Source organism: Timonella senegalensis JC301 (genome assembly GCF_000312125.1).
GTDB classification, from domain to species: domain Bacteria; phylum Actinomycetota; class Actinomycetes; order Actinomycetales; family Cellulomonadaceae; genus Timonella; species Timonella senegalensis.
The window spans coordinates 683,548-703,435 of sequence record NZ_HE978642.1 but is presented as its reverse complement, the minus strand read 5'-3'; the positions used below and the strand labels follow the sequence as shown (position 1 = coordinate 703,435).

Below are 19,888 nucleotides of genomic sequence, written 5' to 3'. Positions count from 1 at the left end.
GGCAATACGTTGAGCAACTCAATGGAACAGCTCTACCAGCAGGTGATCTTGGACCACTCCAAGCACCCCAATGGTAAGGGCTTGGTAGACCTGACGGACGATCTCCTTGGCGGAGAATCGCACCAGGTGAACCCAACCTGTGGTGACGAGGTCACCATGCGCGTCATGTTCGAGGGCACGGGCGGGGACCGCACGATCTCTAAGGTGTCGTGGGACGGACAAGGCTGCTCGATCTCGCAGGCCTCCATCTCCATCCTGACCGATCTGGTCGAGGGCAAGAAGGTCAGCGAGGCGGAGGCCGTTGCCGAACTGTTCCGCGACCTCATGAACACGCGCGGCAAGGGATTTGCCGACGACGATGCCGAGGCTGAGGACAAGGAAGACCAGCTGGGGGACGCGACCGCGTTCACTGGCGTGTCCAAGTTTCCGGCCCGCATCAAGTGCGCGCTGTTGGGCTGGTCGGCCCTGCGGGACACCTTTGCCAAGACCGGTGCACTGGCTGACGCGCAGGCCGCCACGGTCACTGGAACCGGCGGTGTGCACGAGCCTCACGGCGAGTAAGTGTGGCCCGACTGCCCGGGATCCCGGGTGAGTGGGGGACAATTGTAAGAGTGTGAAAGCGGACCGCAGTGGCCCGTCCCTAGCAAGAACCAATGAAGGAGACGCTATGAGCAGCGAGACTGCAGAAGCGCCATTCACCGTTGCGGACGTTGAAGAAGCGCTCCGCGACGTGATCGACCCCGAACTCGGGATCAACGTTGTTGACCTTGGACTCGTGTACGGAGTTGCAATCGAGTCGGACGGGACCGCGGTCATCGACATGACCCTGACCTCGGCGGCATGCCCGCTAACCGACGTCATTGAGGACCAAGCAGGCCAGGCCCTCGAGGGGCTGGTTGACGGCTTCCGGATCAACTGGGTCTGGATGCCACCATGGGGCCCAGAGCACATCACGCTGGACGGACGCGACCAGCTCCGCGCGATCGGCTTCAACGTCTGATTTCCAGTGGTTCTGGTTCTCCGGTGCAACTGCTCCGGGAGCCGTAACCGATGAATCCCACTCACCGCGTATTCGGTGGGTGGGATTCTTGCTGTCCGCAGGGGCGGTGCGGGGCGTGGCTGGTAGGTTGAGGCCATGAGGCAAAGTGGTCTGGTCGGCACAGTGAAGTGCTACATCGTGCTCTATTGCGCGCAACTCGTTCCGCTCGTGGTGGTCATTCTGTTCACGAATCTCTTACTGCTTGTGAGCGGAAAACCCCTCAGCGTCTCGTGGGGGCTTGTTGACCTTGCTGTGTCCGTTACGTTCCTTGTGGCACCGGTTGTGCCGGCCCTCGTGATGTGGCACGTGCGTGCACGGATGCGCTGGGAACCTGCACGCAAGGCTGTGCTCCTGGTTGGAGTCGCCTGGGCTGCTTACATCGCTGTGCCGCTCGCTCTGCGCCTAGTAGGGGCACAAGTGGCGGGCGGCGGCGTAGACGCGTCCAGTGCCCTTTTCGAGTTTGAGCTGTTGTTCCTGTGGGCCACACTGACTTTCGCCATCTCGGCCGGCTTCTTTATCGCGCGGGACAAGTGGGGACCTCGGGTTGAGCCTCAGGACCAGTTACAGGCACAGAACAGCCCGCCCACATCGGGGTGATGTGTGCGGGCTGTGCAGTGAGGCCATACCGCGTGGCTAGATTGGCAGCCGGTTAGGAGACGGCGACGATGTCCTTGCACGTTGCCTCGTCATCGATTGCGTCGACAACCTTCTGGTTCTTGATCAGCTCGAACGGGAAGGTGAACTCCTCCGAGTCAGAAATGCCGGTCAGGAAGTTGAAAGCCGCATCGGAGAACTCGTTGATGTCCTCAGTTGCGGATGCCTTCTCAAATACGGTGGCCGCAGCTTCGGCGGCGGCGATACGCTCGTCAAAGTAGGTGGTGAAGTAGCCGGTGATGTCGGCGCCTTCCTTGACCGCCGGCTGGTTCTGGCCAACCGTTGTCTTTGCTGCAGTGAGGGCCTCGATCGTGCGGGTGCCCTGGTCGGTCAGGGCCGTGATGCTCTCATCGGAGATCTCGCTGAGGTTTTCGAGCAGAGCCACCGAGTCCTCTTCGAGTGCGTAGAGGTCGCCCATGACCCCACACGAGGACTTAGCGAATACGGAAGGCTCCACGCCTTCGTAGCTTGCGCAGCCGGCGAGCAAAATGGTTGCGCCGAGCGCGAGCGTGAGTGGTGCGGCGATCTTTTTCATGGTGTCCGTTCAAAACGTGCTGATTTTATCCAGCCCAGTAAATCACCTAATCCGCTTCACCCGCATTGGGCAGGCCGGGGAAGCCTCAATGGTGATCCTGGCTGGAGGGTAAAATGCGGTGTTTGTAACCGCTCGAGGGGCCTGCAGGGACCTTTAGCCGGGTCCTGTCATCAAAACGCGGGGGATAGTTGACGGTAGAGCCCCGCCGTCGAGGAGACCCGAATGACCATCCACCCGCTACTGACATCCCCAGCCCGATGGGGGACGCTGCCGTTACGCAACCGCATGTTCATGCCTCCCATGTCCACGCACACCGCGCACCCCGATGGGACTGTCTCCGAGCGAGGCCATGACTTCATTGTGGAGCGTGCGCGCGGAGGTGCCGGACTCATCTTCACCGAATCGCTGCTGACTCAAACCACGTACGACTCCTATACGGGCTACGCGGCACTGATCAGTCAGGACAAGCACATCGAGCCGCTCTCCCGGCTGGTGGATGCGGTCCATGAGACGGGCACGCCCATTGCAGCGAGCCTCACACCAGGGTTCGGCCGCGTGGGGGCCGCCGCGCCGGACGGCGGAGCGCCATACTCTCCCTCGGACAACACGGTCGCCGACAACCCAGACATACAGTGCCGGGTGCTCACCACCGAGCAGGTCGAGGACATCATTGAGAAGTTCGCCCAGGCCGTGGAACGCGCCATGCGGGCTGGCTTCGATGCCATCGACATCCACGCACACGCAGGACACCTCACAGACCAGTTCCTCGCTGCGGCTTGGAACAGGCGAAACGACCAATACGGCGGATCCGTGGTGGGACGTGCTCGATTCGCCACGGAACTAATCAAGCGAACGAGGTCAATCGTCGGTAATGAGGTGCCGATCTCCATGAGACTGGCCGTGAGGCACCAGTTCCCGGGAGGGCGGAGCGAAAGCGAAGCCCGGGAACTGGCAATGATCCTGCAGGACGCGGGGCTGAACGTGCTGATCGTGGATGCGGGGGCGTCGGAGTCGCTGGACTGGGCGTTCCCGCCCTCGTCCATGGGGACGGGTGTGTTCCTGCCGGACGCCGTGGTGGTCAAACCGCCGGTTACTATCCCCGTAGCAGTCACGGGCAACCTGACCCCGGACATCGCCGAGCGGGCGCTACGCGAACGGATCATCGACTTTGCGGGATTCGGGCGGCCGCTCATCGCTGACCCGCAGCTCCCTGCGAAGGTAGCCCAGGGGCTGTCAGATCGGGTGCGTCCGTGCCTGCGCTGCAACCTGTGCATTGACAGGGTGTTCGGCGGGCGGTCTGTGGAGTGTGCGGTGAACCCGCTGGTTCATCGTGCTGGTGCGGGTGGCGGTGTTGGTGCGAGGGCTGTTGCTAGTGGCGGCGCATCTCCTGACGGCAGCGCTGCCGGTGGCATCGATGACATGCATGAACCCAAGCGCGTAGCTGTCCTCGGCGCGGGGGTTCGCGGACTCGAGACGGCCCGCACCCTGGCGCGCCGCGGACATGACGTGGCCCTGTACCCAACCCAGGCCGGGCTCGTTGGGGCGCCCATCGAGGGGCTCAGCGACGATCTGCGTGTGGAGGTCAAGCGGCTCGTGATGTGGTGGGACAAGGAACTCGCGAGGCTTGGCGTGCGCGTGGTCGAGGGCTCCGCAGTTGCTAACGCGTGTGTGACCGGCAACGAGGTGCGCAGGCAGGCCGAGGAACTGACCACCAACCTAACAAGGGAGCTAGGGGTGGATGAGGTGATCGTCGTGAATGATGTGGTGGTCGGCGCGGCTGGAGTGGGTGCTGGGGCGGCCGGAACAGCCGGCGCCGAGGAAGCGAACAGGCTCGCGATCGAGGCGATCGCGCAGGCGATCCGCGCCGGGTACGAGGCGGGGCAGGCACTCTGAGAGAACTCGCTGGTGGGGGCCGGTTCCTGTCACACGGTCAGAAATATCTGTGACCCAAGTCCCGAACTGGCCATACCGGGTGCCCGCGAGGGCACGATTTAGGGCACGTGGCGACCCTAATCAAGGACTTTGTGCCGGTGGGGGGCCTAAAACGGGCGGGATAGTGGTGGCGTAACCCAAAAAAACCACGAGGAGTCATGCCCATGTCCAGCCACCCGCTGCTATCGTCACCCGCCATGTGGGGAAAACTACAATTGCCCAACCGCATGTTCATGCCACCGATGGGAACGCACACCGCGGCCAAGGACGGGACGCTGACGCAGTCCGGGTTTGACTACCTACTCGAGCGAGCGCGCGGCGGATGCGGGCTGCTCATCACCGAGTCGATGCCAGTCCAAACCGTTTACGACATCGACACTGGATCCGTGGTGTCACTCAGCCAAGACAAGCACATTGAGCCGCTCGCACGGCTGGTCGAGGCGGTGCACGCTGAGGGCTCGCTCATCGCGGCGAACCTGACCCCCGGGTTTGGGCGCGTCATTCCCGTGGCACCCGACGGGGGGCCGTCGTGGTCGGCGTCCGACAACCCCACCCTCGCGGATCCCAGCAAGCGCTGCCGCGAACTGTCCACCGAGCAGGTCGAAGACATCATCGCGCAGTTCGGCCGCGCGGTGGAGCGGGCCATGGAGGCAGGGTTCGATGCGATCGACATCCACGGACACACCGGATACCTCACCGACCAGTTCCTGACCGCCGCCTGGAACCGCCGCACCGACAGGTTCGGTGGGGACGTGGCCGGACGCGCAACCTTTGCCACCGAGCTCATCCGCGTGACCCGTGAGGTCGTTGGGCCAGACGTACCCATTTCCATGCGCATCACCGTGCGCCACCAGTTCCCGGGCGGACGCACCGAGGCCGAGTCGCGAGAGCTGGCGCTCGTGCTCCAGGCGGCAGGCCTCGACGTGCTGCTCGTAGACGCAGGCTCGTACGAGGCACTGAACTGGGCGTTCCCTCCCTACTACATGGGTGACGGCGTGTACCTGCCCGACGCCGCCGCCGTAAAGCCGGCGCTAACCATCCCCGTGGCAGCCTCCGGAAACCTCACGCCAGACCTAGCTGAGAAGGCGCTCGCGGACGGCGTGATCGACTTTGCCGGCTTTGGCCGCCCCATCATCGCGGACCCCGAACTGCCTGCCAAGGTGATGCGCGGCGAGGCGGAACGCGTACGCCCGTGCATCCGCTGCAACCAGCTGTGCATCGGAAACGTTGTGGCCGGTAAGTCCGTGACGTGTGCCGTGAACCCTGCAGCGGGCCGGGAGGCTTTGCTGCAGATCATGCCCGCCGAACAGGCTAAGAAGGTGGCAATCGTGGGCGCAGGGCCAGGCGGCCTGGAGGCCGCCCGCGTGGCCGCGCTGCGCGGCCACACGGTGGACGTGTACGAGCGCGATACCCGCATCGGCGGCGTGCTCGCGCCCGCAGCCACCCCCGACTTCAAGCGCGAACTGAACGGCATGATCGGCTGGTGGGAAGGAGAGTTGGAGCGCGCAGGCGTGACCGTGCACCTCGGCCACGAGATCGTGGGTGACGACCCGGCGCTCGCGGACGCTGACGAGGTCATCGTGGCGATCGGTGCTGAGGCGTGGGCGCCGGCATTGCCTGGATCGGATCTGCCGCACGTCATCGACGTGGTGGACGCACACCTGCAGGGCGTTACTGGGCGTGAAGTCGTGATCTGTGGCGGCGGCTTGTCCGGCGCGGACCTTGCGCTCGAGCTCGCGCAGGATGGCAAACACGTGACCATCGTGGAGATGAAGTCCGCCATTGCCACCGACATGCTCCTGCATAACCGCATCGCGCTGCTGGGTAAGCTCGCGGAGGCTGGCGTGCGGATCCTGACTGACCACCGGGTCTCCGCGTTCACGCCAGGAGGCGTGGAGGTTGAGGGCCGCGACTGTGCGGAGATCCTGCCCGCCGACGCCGCTGTGCTCGCGTTTGGTGTGCGGTCTCGCGTTGATGAGGTGGCGCTGCTGCAGCGCACGGTTCCCGGCGCTATTGCGGTGGGCGACTGCGTAGCGCCGGGCAAGGTCGCGGAGGCCGTGAATGGGGGATACGAGGCGGCGTTGGGGTTGTAACGGCAGTGTTCGACCGCTCACTGAGCGTGGCCCGATTGAGTGATTAAGAGCGGTGTGGCACCCGGCAAAATTGCCGGGTGCCACACCCCTTTATTCGCGACGATTCACGCCAATTCCGGCACCATGCCGGGTAAAATCCCAGATCAGAACTCATAAGTCGGCCCTGTGTTGCCGTGTGTTTACCGTCACGTCACCTAGCATCGTTAGCGTCAGTTGTCGCGCGCGATCCAGGGGGGAATGCAGATGTTGCACCTGCTTTCGCGTGTGCGGAAACTCAGGAAAGGGTTGAAAAACTCGTTATGTGGTTCATTCGAACAACACTTAAGACAAGCATCGCGGCAGGTGTGTGTCTGGGCTTAGCAGCAAGCGGCCTAACGATCGCGCAGCAGGCCACGTACACGCCAAGCTACTCCGCCCCAGACACCGGGGGACTCGATCTGGATGGACAGGATTCCAGCCTGCTTCGGGCCGAATCCCGCCAGCTCGCACCGGGACTCCAAGCCACTAGTTTTGACCGGTTGCAGGGTCAGGGGTGGGTGACGGGCGACGTGCTCGTTGCAGACCTCAAGGTGCCCACCCTCACGATGGACGTGAGGGACTCGGGAAGCTTGACCAAGCCGGCTCCGGTCACTGAGCACACGCTCGGTGAGGACGCTGTGGCCGCAGTAAACGGCTCCTTCTTTGATATCAATAACTCCGGTGTAGCGCAGGGCACCAACGTGTCTTCTACCGAAGGCGTGAAGACTGCGAGCGCCTCCAACGTTGAGAGCTTCACCGTCTCCCAGGGCCTCGCTGCCATCCAGACCATGACGTCTGCAGCGACCGTGGATATTGCGGGAACTGCGCAGCCGGTCGGGGTTGTGAACAACATTGGCATCCCCAAGGATGGGATCGGCTACTTCACGCCCATGTGGGGCGAGTACCCGCTCGCCCGCTCAATTGGTGGCCCATCAGCCATTGACCCCAAGTTCGTGCGGGTAGAGATTGCGGATGGCAGGGTCGCTAAGATTTCGTCCGATCTTGAGGAGATCACCGGCCCGACCGCGATTACTGAGGGCACGGGCGTGCTGCTCGCGCGCGGCGCGGCAGTTGACCTGTTTGCGGATGTGGCAGTGGGGGATGCGCTCGCGGTGACTGTGGGTGCGAGCCCGGATGTTGACCTCGCGATCAGCGGTAACCAGCGTCTGGTGACGAACGGTGCGGTTGTCGCCGCTCCCGGCACGGGCGAACCTCGCACCGCCGTGGGCGTCAGTAAGGACGGCCTGAAGGTGTTCGTGGTCTCGATCGATGGACGCCAGAGCCACTCGCGTGGCATGGCACTTGATGAGTTGGGCGAGTTCCTGGTGGAGCTCGGAGCACACAACGCCGTGAACCTTGATGGTGGTGGCTCGAGCACCCTGCTGGTGCGTGAGCCTGGGACCGACGAGTTGAGTGTGGAGAACGCTCCTTCGGACGGACACCTGCGTGCGGTTCCAAACAGCCTCGTGTTCTCGTCTTCTGCACCCGACGTGGGTCTGGCAGACGTCATGGTGAACCCTGCCTCATCGTCTGATGATGCGGACAGGGTCTTCCCAGGCTTTACCCGCACAGTTTCCGGCATTGGCCTCGACGCAGACCGTACAGCGATGGAGGTAACAGGAGAGTTCGCAGTGGGCGGCAAGCACGCCTCGTTGTCCACGCAAGATGGCTCCTCTGCTCACGTGGTGGGAGAGTCTGCTGGACGCGCTCCGGTAACCTTCAGCGCCCAGGGTAAGTCCGCTTCCACCGAGCTCACCGTGCTGGGCGAGTTGGAACAGCTCAAGTCGAGCGCGAGCGTGATCGCTCTGCTCGACGGCGAGGACTCTGCAACCGTGTCCATCACGGGCGTTGACCGAGACGGATTCTCCGCACCTATCGAGGTCACTGACCTTGAGGTTGTGGCCGGCGAAGACGTTGACGTGAAGGCCAAGGGCACCGACTCGTTCGTCATCACGCCACAGAAGGAATCGGGGGCCGCAACGGTCTCATTCAGCGCGGGCGAACGCCGCGTGGATGTCGCTGTGACCATCGGACTTGAAGAAAAGCCAGTCTCTGACCTCGACAACGCCTCAGACTGGACCTTCAAGTCTGACCGCGCAACGGGCGAACTGACGAGCGCTACGGGGCCAAACGGCGAAGCCGCAATCAAGCTCACCTACGACTTTGCCTCCTCCACCGGAACCCGCGGTGCATACGCCGTGGCACCGGAGCCGATCGAAATCCCCGGACAGCCCAAGGCAGTAACTATGTGGCTGCACGGCGACGGCAACAACACCTGGCCACGCCTTCAGATGAAGACGGGCGCAGGAACCACCATCAACATTGACGGCCCATACACCGAATGGACCGGATGGCAGCAGGTCACCTTCACCGTCCCAGTAGGGACCGCCTACCCGCTCAAGCTCGAGCGCGTGCGCATGATGGAGACCTCCGCTGCCCGCCAATACCAGGGCGAGACCATGTTTGCCGGAATCAAGGCCGTGGTGGCCCCGGATGTGGACCAGCCAACCGCGCCAGTGGTTCACGACCCGGTCATCGTGACCAACGGGACCGTGGATGGACGAGCGCAGCGCATCGCCGTCATGAGCGACGCCCAGTTTGTGGCACGCAACCCTGAGGGACCAAACGTTCAAGGAGCACGCCAGACCCTTCGCGAGATCCTCGCGGCCAAGCCAGAGATGTTTGTTATCACCGGCGACTTCGTGGACGAGGCAGCACCAGAGGACTTCGCTCTGGCCCGCCGCATCCTCGACGAGGAAATCGGGGACAAACTTCCGTGGATCTACCTGCCGGGCAACCACGAGGTCATGGGAGGCCCCATCGAGAACTTCATTGCGGAGTTCGGCCCCACCAAGACCAAGCAGCAGGTAGGAAGCACTCTGGTTGTCACACTCGACACCTCCCAGGGATCGTTCAACAAGTCGGACAAGACCCAGATGCGCTTCCTTGAGGACGCACTCGACGAGGCCGAATCCAACTCCACCATCACCGGTGTTCTCGTGTTTGCTCACCACCCGGTAGACGACCCCAAGAGCAGCAAGGACAGCCAACTGTCCGACCGCTTGGAGGCGCGCAAGTTCCAGGAGCGCCTGGCCGAGTTCCGCGCAGACACAGGCAAGTCCATTGCCAACCTCAGCGCGCACACCGGAGTATTCCACGCCACCAGCTTCGACGGCGTCTCCACGCTGCTCACCGGTAACAGCGGAAAGTCACCATCCGGAGCTCCATCGCAGGGCGGATTCACCGGCTGGGCGATGCTAGGCATCAACCCAAGCGCAGGCATCATTGGGCGTGAACCAAGTCCAGTAACCAGCCGCACCAACTGGATGCAGGCCGAGGTCAAGCCACGCGTGGACGAACTCGTGCTTGGCGCCAGCGCCCCGATCCCAGCGGTAATGACCGTGGGAGACACCGTGACCGTGGACGCCACGATCACCCAGGACGGTGGACGCGTAGTTCCAGTGGGCTGGCCCATGAGTGCACAGTGGGGCGGAAACGCCACCGTGATCGATGACGGAACCGTGGAGACCGACCGCAAGGGACGCTCCGTAAGCCTCAGCGCAAGCGAGGACAAAACCGCGTCGGTTCTGCGCTTCAACCCTGCCACGGGAGCCCTCACCGCCACCGGTGAGGGAACGGCCACGATCCAGGTCACCGTAAACGGTGTCACCACTGCGCACGAGGTAAGCGTTGCAGCGGCACCTGGCGAACCAGAAGAGCCGGGCGGAGGAACTGGCGGCGACGGCGGTTCTGACGGGGGCTCCGACGGATCGACTGATGGGGACGGCGGGGGAGACACCGACGGTTCCACCGACGGTTCGGGTGGATCCGATGGATCGACCGATGGGTCATCGGACGGCGACGGCACCAACGGAGCCGGCAACGGTTCCAGCGATGGTGGCACCAACGGTGACAGCGACGCGGGTGCGGGCGACTCCGACGACGCGCTCGCACAAACCGGAGCCAACGGCATCCAAACCCTGTGGACCGCACTCATCGCAGTCGCACTCATTGCGGCAGGCAGTGCACTGTACGTAGTAAGGCGCCGCAGGGCGTAACACCACTGAAGTCCGGGTCGCGCTCGCAGGGCGCGGCCCGGACTTTTCTTTGTCCACGGAGTCGGGCGGTGCTCCGGGGCCGTGGCTCGACCAAGCGACTGCGTTTCGCCAGAGGCCCTACGACTTACTTAAGCCCCCGGGACATACCTCAGCACCTGCGCCGTACTTGAGTGCCAGTGCCTTTCCTAGGCTCAGCGCCCAAAGTGTGAAACACGTTACACACTGAGACTCGTGGCAGGTGAGAATGGGCGGATGGAAGCGCAGCAGCGCACTTCAGCAGCTTTCTCAAAGGAACAACTATGACTGAAACCCTCGTGGGTTATCCCGCAACCGCGAACCTGTCCGAGAAGTACCAGGCTAATAGCGAGGGATACTTTGGCGCATACGGTGGCGCTCCGCTTCCTCCGCATCTGGTTGGCCCGATTGCAGAGGTCGCAGCCGCCTACCAGGAAGCCATCAACGTCCCCGAGTTCAATAACGAGCTCCAGCAACTCCTGTCCGACTACGTGGGCCGCCCATCGCTCCTGTACTTTGCCAAGAACCTGACCCGTGAGCTCGGCGGCGCCAAGGTGTACCTCAAGCGTGAGGATCTCAACCACACTGGCGCGCACAAGATCAACCACTGCCTTGGCGAGGCGCTTCTAGCCAAGCGCATGGGCAAGAAGACGCTCATCGCGGAAACGGGCGCAGGCCAGCACGGCGTTGCGCTTGCTACGGCCGCTGCTCTGGTGGGCCTGAAGTGCGAGATACACATGGGTGCGATCGACGTGGACAAGCAGCACGCGAACGTACGCCGCATGGAGATGCTCGGTGCCAAGGTGGTTGCTGTTGAGTTTGGTGGGCGTTCGCTCAAGGAGGCCGTGGACTCGGCATTCGGTGTGTACGCCGCCGCTCCCGACGAGCACTTCTATGCCATCGGTTCCGTGGTTGGCCCCAACCCGTACCCAACGATCGTGCGCGACTTCCAGTCCGTGGTGGGCCGCGAGGCCAAGGCGCAGATCCTGGAGAAGGAAGGCCGCCTGCCCGACTACCTCGTGGCGTGTGTGGGTGGCGGTTCCAACGCGCTCGGCCTATTCACCGCGTTCCTGGATGACGAGTCCGTGAAGATCCAGGGCGTCGAGCCCGCTGGTGAGGGCCTCGAGGGCACCCGCCACGCCGCCACCATGACCCTTGGCACCCCGGGCATGCTGCACGGCATGCACACCAAGCTGCTCCAGACCGCCGAGGGCGAGCCATCCCCAGTCCACTCGATCGCTTCCGGCCTGGACTACCCGGGTGTTGGCCCGCAGCACGCGGACCTCGAGCAGCAGGGCCGCGTGGAGTACGTCTCGGTAACCGACCGCGAGACCATTGACGCCTTCCTCAAGCTCTCCCGCACCGAGGGCATCATCCCGGCGCTCGAGTCCTCGCACGCGATCGCCCAGGTCATCAAACTCGCCCCAACCCTGGGCGAGGACCAGATCATCATCGCGAACCTCTCCGGCCGCGGCGACAAGGACACCGACTTCGTGGCCGAATGGCTCGACGAGCACGGCGAGTAACTTAGTCAGCTCTCAAGCAAAGAAGTGCCGCCCGGCTTGAGCCGGGTGGCACTTCTTTTTACTGCTTCACGACGATCTTGGCTAGCTTCCAGCGCCACTCACCTTTGCGCGGAGGACGCCTGGTCCAGGGTAGAGCGCATGCGCCTCACCAACTCTGCCTGAGTCTTAGTAATCGAGAGAATCTAGCGAACCGACTGCGCAGAATGGAAGTAGTCGTACAGTGCTGTCTCCACCGGGCTAACGAGCTGCACCTCCATTTCAACGATGGGAACTGGCTTTCCTTCTTTGTTGCGTTGTGTCGTCTCCTCGGGATTGTGAACGGTCCCGCGACCAAGATAATAGAAATCCGTTCCCTCGATGTCGTCCTTCTTGACGAACACATGCAACTCGTAGCTGTTGCCAACTAGTTTCTGGATCTCGGGTGACTTCAGCGTGCGGCTGGGTTTGCTACTCCATCTAATCGATCGAGCATCGATAAATCCCTCGTCATATAGCACGCTTGACGATATCTCGTCGCCCTTGTGGTAGGTAATGAAAATCGGACAGGTCATCGTTGCCATATCAAGCTTGTAGCCGTTAACGATGTTCTGCTGGTTGCTTACCCAGTTAAGAAGGCGGCATACGTCCTTTCGCGAATAGCGTTGTCCGACCACGAACCCTTCAGACCACGTGTAGCGGTGGCGGGCAAGGTAAAGGCCTGTCTCGATGACATCGTCGACATGTGCGCGGAACTCGGCGTGTGAGGCATAAAGCTCGGTGAACTCTTGCTCAAGCGAGATCCGAGCCTCGTCTTCCACGATCAACGGAGAGTTGCCGTATTTTTGCTTCTCAGCCTGCGTGTAGAAATCTAGGTTCAGCATACGGATGGCAGATTCAATCGTCATTGTGGATGTGCCCTTCAGTTGCTGACCGGCGAAGAATCGGGGCAGTTCATGACGTTGCAGTGATTGTTCAGCTAGGAGGTGCCGAAGCAGGACAAGTTCGTGTGGCCGTTTTCCGTTGAGCAGTTCCTGACTGAGTAGCGTGAGAATACTCCCTTCACGTGGGGTGAGGGGATGGTCGAAAAACTTCGCATCAACAAGAAGATTCCAATAATTACCCTTCGCCGTTGCCATTACGACCGGGTCAACCGAGTCGAATCGGGCAAAGTCAAACAGAGTGGGGACTCGATTGAGCCTGAACTGCAGATTGGAAATCTCCAGTTTTAGAGAGCGCACATTGTCTAGCGTCGAGCGTGACAGAGCAGCAAAGATTCTCTCTTTTGAGATGCGGTCGAAGCTTATGGAGGAGACGCCAGCGATATGACCGGCTTCTTCTGCGTCGATCATGTTTCGGCGGATTGAATCCTTGTTCAAAGAGCGGTCGCCAAAAAGTGCAATTGGGACTAGATAGTTGTTCTTATAGTTGCCAATGAAGTCGATGACGACTAGGTAGTCCTTACCAGCAGTTTTCCTGAGCCCTCGTCCAAGTTGCTGGGTGAAAATGACGCTTGATTTGGTATAGCGGAGCATCACGACTTGATTGATGCTTGGAATGTCCACGCCTTCGTTAAACACATCCACGGTGAGGATGTAGTCGAGGGCACCTTCCTCGAGCTGATTCACGACCTGTTCACGATCGTAAACGGAGTCATCCCCGGTCAAGGCTCGAGTGCGCAAGCGTTTCCCTCGGAGAAAGCGGGAGTTTAAGAGGCGAGATAGTTCATGCGCTTCCTCTCTTCTGCTGCAGAATATGAGGCCGCGGACTTCTGTCCCCGCTTGGCCGTACTTTTCGATTGCACTGAGGAGATGATCGACTCTCTCACTGGAAACCAACCTATTGAGGGTAGCCTCATCCTCGATGACCAAACCCGACTCGTCTACATAGTCGGTGACACCGTAGTAGTGGAACGGGGCGAGCATCTCCTCCTCAAGGGCCTGTTTCAGTCGGATCTCATATGGAACGTTGTAGTCGAACAGTTCAAAGATGTTCACGGAATCAGTCCGCTCGGGAGTAGCTGTGAGCCCGAGGAGAAACCGTGGCTGGAAGTGATCAAGTATCCGTTGGTACGTGGACGCAGCGGCGCGATGTACCTCGTCAATCAGCACGTAGTCGAAGGAATCTGGTGCGAGGCTCGCTAGTATGTCGGGGCGTGAGAGCGACTGAACTGTAGCGAAGACGTACCTTGCGTCCGTGTCTCGGCTGCCGCCCGAAAGCTTTCCGAACCGAGATTTTGGTTCCTCGAGAACTCGTTGGAACTCGTAGATTGCGCGGTCGAGAATCTGTTCCCGGTGCACGACAAAGAGCATTCGCTTGGGCGAGGCTTGCCTGACGTCCAGAGCCGACAGAATGGTTTTTCCAGTTCCTGTGGCTGAGACGACGATCGCCTTCCGCTCTCCGGCCTCCCGGAGTTTTTGAATCTCGTAGAGCGCTTCCTCCTGCATTTGATTTGGAACGATAGTACGAGTCAGAGGCTCCAACGGCGTGTCCTGAGGTGTACTGCCGGAAGCAAAGGAGGGAACCAAATCGTTGCTTGCCAGGGCAGCTTCAAAAGCTTCGTTTATGCGAGATACAGATACTGCTTCTGGGGGCAGGACAGATGACCCCGGCGTAGGCGCAGGAATGCGAGGGACGTACGTTGCTTCGTATGAAGTAATCCACTGGTCAGTGAGTGGAACCGAGTGCTCGATCTGATGCTCGACGGCGGATTTAATCTGTTGAACGATGTCCCCTTGGGGCATCGCGGAGAACCGTAGGTTCCACTCTTTGTTGTGGAGGAGGGCAGATGGCGTCAGGTTCGAACTGCCAATTATTGCTGTCTCTGACTCTGCGCCCTGAAACAAGTACCCCTTCGCATGAAAACCAGAGCGGGCCTTCCGGAACACGCGAACTTCAATCTCGGTGTGACGCGACAGGTTCGCTAGCTCTCGGAACGCGCCAGGGGAGTTAAATCCGAGGTAATCGGAGGTAATAATCGTTCCCGGGATCTTTGACTCAAGAAACACTTGCTTGAGCATCGCGATCGCGTCAGGAGAGATGAACGCCACCGAGAAAGTAAACCGCTTGGACTTCTTCAGTTCCTCACGGATCGCGCGGAGCATCGTGTCGTTGTCTTCATTCGTGATGAGACTTGGATTGGCAGCTCGAGCAGATGGAATGTCGCTTTGCACAAAGCCGAACCGTAGGTCCTCAACGAATCCGGTTTCGAAATCTTTCAACTCAGACGCTCCGTCAAGATTTCTACCGCTGGTACATCCGCCGGCGCCCATTCCACCGATGCTAGATCCGCAGGAAGAAGCCATGCGCTCGCAGAATGCTCGGAAAGGCGAGGCTCGCCACGAGTAAGCGAGCACATGAATGTAGTAAGCGAGACGATGCCAAAGTCGTACTCGTGCTCGGTAGTGGTGACAAATTCACCAATTTCGACTGAACAGCCTAGTTCCTCTTCGATTTCCCGGGAGAGCGCCGCCTGTGGAGTCTCGCCAGGCTCGATCTTCCCTCCCGGAAACTCCCACAGCCCACAAAGGCTCATTCCCGAGCCCCGCTGGGTCGCGTAGATACGCCCTTCACGTTCAATGACGGCGCCAACAACAACGATCTGCTTCTTCACGTGATTCCTTACCACTCGCGAGTACTCCTGCAGCTTATTGAGATCACAAATGGGAAGCTACAGACCACGCGGGGAGGTTCGAACTCCACGAAATCAAGCGCCGCGATGAAGTGAGGCGATGCCGCCCGCTCTCCACCGAGCCTTCACTGGAAGCCGGGTCTCTGAGCCATCCGCGAAAGCTCCTATAGAAGGCTCATTAGCGCCTGGAAAAACCACTCCGAATCCTGCATGAACTGGAATGGAGCTAGGGCTAGGAATGCGAGCGGTGACAGGAAAACTAGAGAAAGCGTTATTCCTAGAACAGAGCGCTGAAGTTTTACTATCAACGCGCCAATGAGAGACAGCGGGAAAGCAGATATCAGCACCAAGAGGGGAGTGAGCAGCTGGCCCACTGGTACTCCGAGTTGTGCCTTGGAGAGCAGGCTGTTAGCTAGACCAGCTGCGACGGTCATGAACAACAGGAGGACCACGAGGCGCTGGATTAAGAGGGCTGCTCCCGCGACTTGCGACGTTGCTTTCCATTGCCTGGCGAGCCAGGAAGAAGCCATCAATACACCCGTTACAACGCACCAAAAGAGAACGTGGTAAATGAAAACTAACGCGAACAGATACGCAAGCAGCATTACGTAGGCCTCGGGGACATCCACTCCGAGGTCCACTAAGACCGCCAAACCGCACAGGCCCGAAGCGAACACACTCTCTAGTGCGATAGTGATACCCGCAACCCAAGCCCCTCTACTGCTGTTGCGTCTGAACTGGACAAGTTCAAGAAGCCGCTGTGGCTCAAAGCGCAGTATCGCGAGGTTAAGGTCCAGCCAGGATCGCCACAGGGAGTTCTTGGAGGCTGGTTCGGGACGCACAGGGTAGGCGAGCGCGTTTGGTGGAGGTAGGTATGGGTTTGCTGGTGCGTTTTCAGTTGCTTGGGAGTTCGAACTGGTTTCTGGGACTGGGGCTGGTTTGGAATGGTGAGCCGGTGGTCGGGGTGCAAAACGTTCGCTGCTCAAAGTTTCCTCCTTGGTTTGGGTGCCAAGAAGGAGGCTATGAGCTTGGTGGTGCGTTGAACGATCATCCACATGGGTACCAGATCGTCCACAAAAGCGTGGGTCACATCGGTAAGCAGCACCCGAGAGTGCTAACCAGGGTGCGAGAACACCTAGCCGACCATGAGCCGGCCCAATGCAGTCCAAACGCGAGGGAGCCCATGCCCCGGCTACACCAGTGCATGGGCTCCCCGCTTGTTCTACACCGAGTCAGTCGTCCTCAGACTCTTCGAACAGATCCCAGACGCTTCCGGCTAAGTCTTCCTCGATAACTTCGACTACCGGTCCCACGAAGAGGCCCTCCTGCAGGCCTTCAATGATGGCGTCCGCGTGGTCATCCGCATACACGGTGAGGCTGTCCTCGTAGCTGCCCGAACTGTTGAGCGCTATCACCTCGAACACCTTGCCCTGCAGCACGAAAGGGAGCTCGTAGAGCAGGTGGAAGGTTGCATTGTCCTTGGGGTCTGGCGCGCCAAAGAGCGTAATCCGGTAGGCATCTTTCCCAGCCTCGAACTGGTAGGACAACTCTTCCTTAGGTTCCTCTGGCTTGCGATCCCGCTCGTACAAGATGACGTCGCTATATTGCGGAGTCTCAAGAGAGCCGGTTCGCGCCAAAGACTTCACCGCGGTGTCCTCAAGGAACTCAGGAAGGCTCACGTCTTCCATCACGCGAACGCGTGCTTGAGTGTCATCCTCAAACTTGACGAGGACTTCGGAGTATCCCCAGTGTTCGTTTGGTTCGAGGGCGAGAAGGTCAGCCATGGGTCCTCCAAGGGGATGGGCGGACGGCCCATAAAATGCGCGCCGATCCGGGAGAGAAAAACGCTTTTACCTGCAGCGTTGACTCAATTTTAGGAGGACCCTCTGACACTGGAAGGCTGTTTGTGGACCGCCAGAGAGGTACCCAAAACCCCTAGTGCAGCTCGTCGATCTTGTCCCAGAACGCGCGGCGCAGCGCCTGGCGGATGGACTGGAGGTAGGTGTCGTGCTCGCCGATTTCGCGGGCGCAGTCCTTGATGAGGATGCGGTCGATCATGGCGGGGATTTGTGGGCGATCACCAAACACGTCGGCAAGCTCGGTTTGGGTGGTGCTCGCGTACCAGTTGGCGGCGACCTTGGCTCCGATTTCCTCGGCGGTGGCGATGAGGGAGAGTTCGTGACCGGTCAGCGACTTCTGGTTGTATCCGCCCGCGCGGTCCGGTGAACTCACGCCGCCGGTCGAACTCGAGTACACCACAGCTGCCTCGGGGCGCACAGCAACCTTGGGTTCCGTGGTCTGCCGGGCAAGGGCTGCGGGGGAGGGCACGCGCCCAGTACCAGCAGCTGCGGTAACTCCACCCGACCCAGAACCAGCCCCGCCACCAACGGCCGTCCCGGAGCCACCCACACCAGCGGACCCAGCGGACCCAGCTGACCCCGCAGACTTTGCTGATCCGGCCGCAGCCGCCACGGCGGCCGCCGCAGACGCAGACACGGGGTCCTTGGAGAGCGAGCGCGTGAACGCCGCCTTGAGTAGGTCCTCGGACAGCAGCTCGATGCCGTCGACCGTGTACGCCAGGTTCTCCGCCACAGCGGAGACCCCGATCCGCGACTCCACCTCCGCTATACCCAGCAGCACCACGCGGATCCCCAGCGATTGCGCCTCTTCCACGGCCTCGGTCAGGTCGTCATCCCCAGAGATAAGGTACGCCACAGACGCCGCCCCTGTGCGCGCGAGACCCACGAGGTCCAGTGCCAGACGCAGGTCTACGCCCTTCTGCTCGCCAAAGTAGTTGAGCCGGCCCAGCCTCACCTTCACGCCCGGGATCATCGCAATGCGCTTGTGCTCGTCAGTGAGCAGCCCGTCCCGTGAGGCGTCGTACCAGTAGGTCCGCAGGTTAGGTACGCCGCTGTGCGCGCGGGCGGCGTTCGTGATGCCCTGCACCAGAGTCGAGTACTGCACCTTCACCGCATCCCGGTACGAGGTCGCAGCCACGCGTTGCGCCCCCACGGAGTGTAGGAAGCCGGCATCTACAAAGATCGCGCTCTGGTTAGTCATGCCCCGATGATACGCACCGCCCATCCATCTGACGACCGGGAAACGGCCAGTTTCACCTGCATTTACGGGTAATGTTGCGCTTACGCGCAACATACGTGGGTAGTCCGGTCCATCTAACTCGCAGGGGAGTAGTGCCAATGGTTTCACGACGATTCACCGCGATTCTCATGACGCCTCTCGTTCTGGCCGTGGCCGGGTGGGTTGGGGTTCCCGCCGCACAGGCGGTGGCCAACCCCGCTCTGGCGACAGAGAGCCCCGTGCAGGGCGACGACGTCCCCCAGCACGTGCGCGACTGGTTCGCGCAACTGACACCACAGACCATCCGCGGCGCATCCGCACTCCAGTCCGACGATCCGGTCGGACGCATTGATGATCCAGCGTTCTCCGCCCCCATGGCAACGTATTCGCTCCAGACCGGCCGATACGACCTAGATACCGGACACTACGCGCCGCCCACGGACCTTACGGTGCAGTTAGACGATTGGTACTGCGCCTACATCATCGACGGCTCAACCCCCACCACGATCAAGGCGTGTGCGAGTGTGCCCGAGGGCGCGTCCGCGCAAGGGGCAATAGAGGCGGGGCTCAACTTCATGGAGGACCAGTTCATTGTTGCCGGGCACGATCTCGACCCCGCAAAGGCTCCCAGCACCGTTACCTACTGGGAAGCCATCGTGTTCATCGCCAACGGCTCCTACGCGCTCAACCACGGACCAAACGGCGGCAGCCCCGAACTCGTGGCACTCGACCACCAGGGTGCCACGATCCTTGGCGCCAGTTCCGGCTACCTCACAGACGCAGTCAAAGAAGCCTCACGCGACCAAGCCGAACTTGCCATCCTGCACAATGGCGAGACTGTTGACGGAATGCCAGGCCCACTCCTGGAACGAACCCCCGAACAAATCGCCGAGCGCGACCAGCAGGTCCGCGACGCACTGAGCGCCACCCACACCCGAAACTCCCTCACCAAGGCGGCGCTCGCGGCCGGAATCGTCATTGTTTCCGTAATCGGCGCCGTGATAATTGCCCCAAAACTCAGGCGAAATCAACGCGGCAAAAGCCGCAAGACCCCATAAACCAACCAGTAAACCAAACTTAATCCACCCTTGACCCCCATTTGACCTACGCAGCACTCAGATAGGGGTAATACGCTAAAAAGCATGTCTACCATCGACGCAAGCGCGCCAACCCCCGAGAGACAAGACCGCGGATTCTTTGGTCACCCCAAATCCCTCGCCACCATTTTTGGTGTGGAGATGTGGGAGCGATTCTCCTTCTACGGAATGCAGGGAATCCTCGCGATCTACCTGTACTACTCGGCGTCCCAGGGCGGCCTAGGAATCAGCGAAGG

The 19,888-nt window shown here is 61.0% G+C and carries 14 protein-coding genes and 1 pseudogene; 9 read left to right on the top strand and 6 right to left on the bottom strand.

Going from position 1 to position 19,888, the window contains the following annotated elements; genetic code table 11:
- Positions 1-9: 9 nt before the first annotated feature.
- The 3 genes from sufU (at position 10) to HGSM_RS07655 (ending at position 1,636) form a co-directional block, all read left to right on the top strand.
- The gene (sufU, locus tag HGSM_RS07665) at positions 10-561 is read left to right on the top strand and encodes a Fe-S cluster assembly sulfur transfer protein SufU (protein ID WP_230197511.1); all 552 of its coding nucleotides are present in this window, start codon (positions 10-12) and stop codon (positions 559-561) included.
- A 106-nt stretch (positions 562-667) separates the two neighbouring features.
- Positions 668-1,000 carry a metal-sulfur cluster assembly factor gene (locus HGSM_RS07660; RefSeq protein ID WP_019148161.1) on the top strand — a complete coding sequence of 111 codons (333 nt, stop codon included), beginning with the start codon at positions 668-670 and terminating at the stop codon, positions 998-1,000.
- Between the two features lie 135 nt (positions 1,001-1,135).
- Entirely contained in the window at positions 1,136-1,636 is a 501-nt protein-coding gene (locus tag HGSM_RS07655; protein WP_040594716.1) for a hypothetical protein, read from the top strand.
- A 52-nt stretch (positions 1,637-1,688) separates the two neighbouring features.
- On the opposite strand, the gene HGSM_RS07650 is transcribed toward HGSM_RS07655, so the two are convergent.
- On the bottom strand, positions 1,689-2,228 hold the full coding sequence (locus HGSM_RS07650) for a hypothetical protein (RefSeq protein WP_019148159.1): 540 nt from the start codon (positions 2,226-2,228) through the stop codon (positions 1,689-1,691).
- A gap of 222 nt (positions 2,229-2,450) precedes the next feature.
- On the opposite strand from HGSM_RS07650, the gene HGSM_RS07645 reads away from it, so the two are divergent.
- The 4 genes from HGSM_RS07645 (at position 2,451) to trpB (ending at position 11,870) form a co-directional block, all read left to right on the top strand.
- Positions 2,451-4,121: an oxidoreductase gene (locus HGSM_RS07645; RefSeq protein WP_019148158.1), complete on the top strand. Its 1,671-nt coding sequence runs from the start codon at positions 2,451-2,453 to the stop codon at positions 4,119-4,121.
- 197 nt (positions 4,122-4,318) lie between these two features.
- A complete protein-coding gene (locus HGSM_RS07640) occupies positions 4,319-6,253 on the top strand; it encodes an NAD(P)/FAD-dependent oxidoreductase (protein WP_326550015.1) in 1,935 nt (644 codons plus the stop codon).
- A 299-nt stretch (positions 6,254-6,552) separates the two neighbouring features.
- Complete coding sequence (locus HGSM_RS07635; protein WP_019148156.1) at positions 6,553-10,329, top strand: phosphodiester glycosidase family protein; 3,777 nt, start codon at positions 6,553-6,555, stop codon at positions 10,327-10,329.
- Between the two features lie 299 nt (positions 10,330-10,628).
- Complete coding sequence (trpB, locus tag HGSM_RS07630; protein ID WP_019148155.1) at positions 10,629-11,870, top strand: tryptophan synthase subunit beta; 1,242 nt, start codon at positions 10,629-10,631, stop codon at positions 11,868-11,870.
- A gap of 182 nt (positions 11,871-12,052) precedes the next feature.
- On the opposite strand, the gene HGSM_RS07625 is transcribed toward trpB, so the two are convergent.
- From HGSM_RS07625 to HGSM_RS07605, 5 genes are all read right to left on the bottom strand, one after another.
- A complete protein-coding gene (locus HGSM_RS07625) occupies positions 12,053-15,067 on the bottom strand; it encodes a DUF3427 domain-containing protein (protein ID WP_019148154.1) in 3,015 nt (1,004 codons plus the stop codon).
- Positions 15,064-15,459 (bottom strand): (deoxy)nucleoside triphosphate pyrophosphohydrolase, encoded by a 396-nt coding sequence (locus HGSM_RS07620; protein ID WP_019148153.1) that lies wholly within the window; start codon positions 15,457-15,459, stop codon positions 15,064-15,066. Before HGSM_RS07620 ends, HGSM_RS07625 begins: the two co-directional genes overlap by 4 nt.
- Positions 15,460-15,641: 182 nt before the next feature.
- Entirely contained in the window at positions 15,642-16,118 is a 477-nt protein-coding gene (locus tag HGSM_RS07615; RefSeq protein WP_154646277.1) for a hypothetical protein, read from the bottom strand.
- Positions 16,119-16,709: 591 nt separating this feature from the next.
- Positions 16,710-17,261, bottom strand: coding sequence for a hypothetical protein (locus tag HGSM_RS07610; RefSeq protein WP_019148151.1), 552 nt, complete (start codon positions 17,259-17,261; stop codon positions 16,710-16,712).
- 151 nt (positions 17,262-17,412) lie between these two features.
- The gene (locus HGSM_RS07605; protein ID WP_019148150.1) at positions 17,413-18,537 is read right to left on the bottom strand and encodes an NYN domain-containing protein; all 1,125 of its coding nucleotides are present in this window, start codon (positions 18,535-18,537) and stop codon (positions 17,413-17,415) included.
- 137 nt (positions 18,538-18,674) lie between these two features.
- Between HGSM_RS07605 and HGSM_RS07600 the strand changes: the two genes are divergently transcribed.
- Together HGSM_RS07600 and HGSM_RS07595 are read left to right on the top strand one after the other, a co-directional pair.
- Positions 18,675-19,613 carry a hypothetical protein gene (locus HGSM_RS07600; RefSeq protein ID WP_019148149.1) on the top strand — a complete coding sequence of 313 codons (939 nt, stop codon included), beginning with the start codon at positions 18,675-18,677 and terminating at the stop codon, positions 19,611-19,613.
- Positions 19,614-19,697: 84 nt separating this feature from the next.
- A pseudogene (locus HGSM_RS07595) lies at positions 19,698-19,888 on the top strand (MFS transporter); the annotation flags it as partial.

Bases quoted from the DNA above. Each gene is read 5' to 3' on its own strand.
- trpB (WP_019148155.1), top strand. From the start codon at position 10,629: ATGACTGAAACCCTCGTGGGTTATCCCGCAACCGCGAACCTGTCCGAG.
- HGSM_RS07600 (WP_019148149.1), top strand. From the start codon at position 18,675: ATGGTTTCACGACGATTCACCGCGATTCTCATGACGCCTCTCGTTCTG.
- HGSM_RS07660 (WP_019148161.1), top strand. From the start codon at position 668: ATGAGCAGCGAGACTGCAGAAGCGCCATTCACCGTTGCGGACGTTGAA.
- HGSM_RS07635 (WP_019148156.1), top strand. From the start codon at position 6,553: ATGTGGTTCATTCGAACAACACTTAAGACAAGCATCGCGGCAGGTGTG.
- HGSM_RS07650 (WP_019148159.1), bottom strand. From the start codon at position 2,228: ATGAAAAAGATCGCCGCACCACTCACGCTCGCGCTCGGCGCAACCATT.
- HGSM_RS07645 (WP_019148158.1), top strand. From the start codon at position 2,451: ATGACCATCCACCCGCTACTGACATCCCCAGCCCGATGGGGGACGCTG.
- HGSM_RS07655 (WP_040594716.1), top strand. From the start codon at position 1,136: ATGAGGCAAAGTGGTCTGGTCGGCACAGTGAAGTGCTACATCGTGCTC.
- HGSM_RS07640 (WP_326550015.1), top strand. From the start codon at position 4,319: ATGCCCATGTCCAGCCACCCGCTGCTATCGTCACCCGCCATGTGGGGA.
- HGSM_RS07605 (WP_019148150.1), bottom strand. From the start codon at position 18,537: ATGACTAACCAGAGCGCGATCTTTGTAGATGCCGGCTTCCTACACTCC.
- HGSM_RS07610 (WP_019148151.1), bottom strand. From the start codon at position 17,261: ATGGCTGACCTTCTCGCCCTCGAACCAAACGAACACTGGGGATACTCC.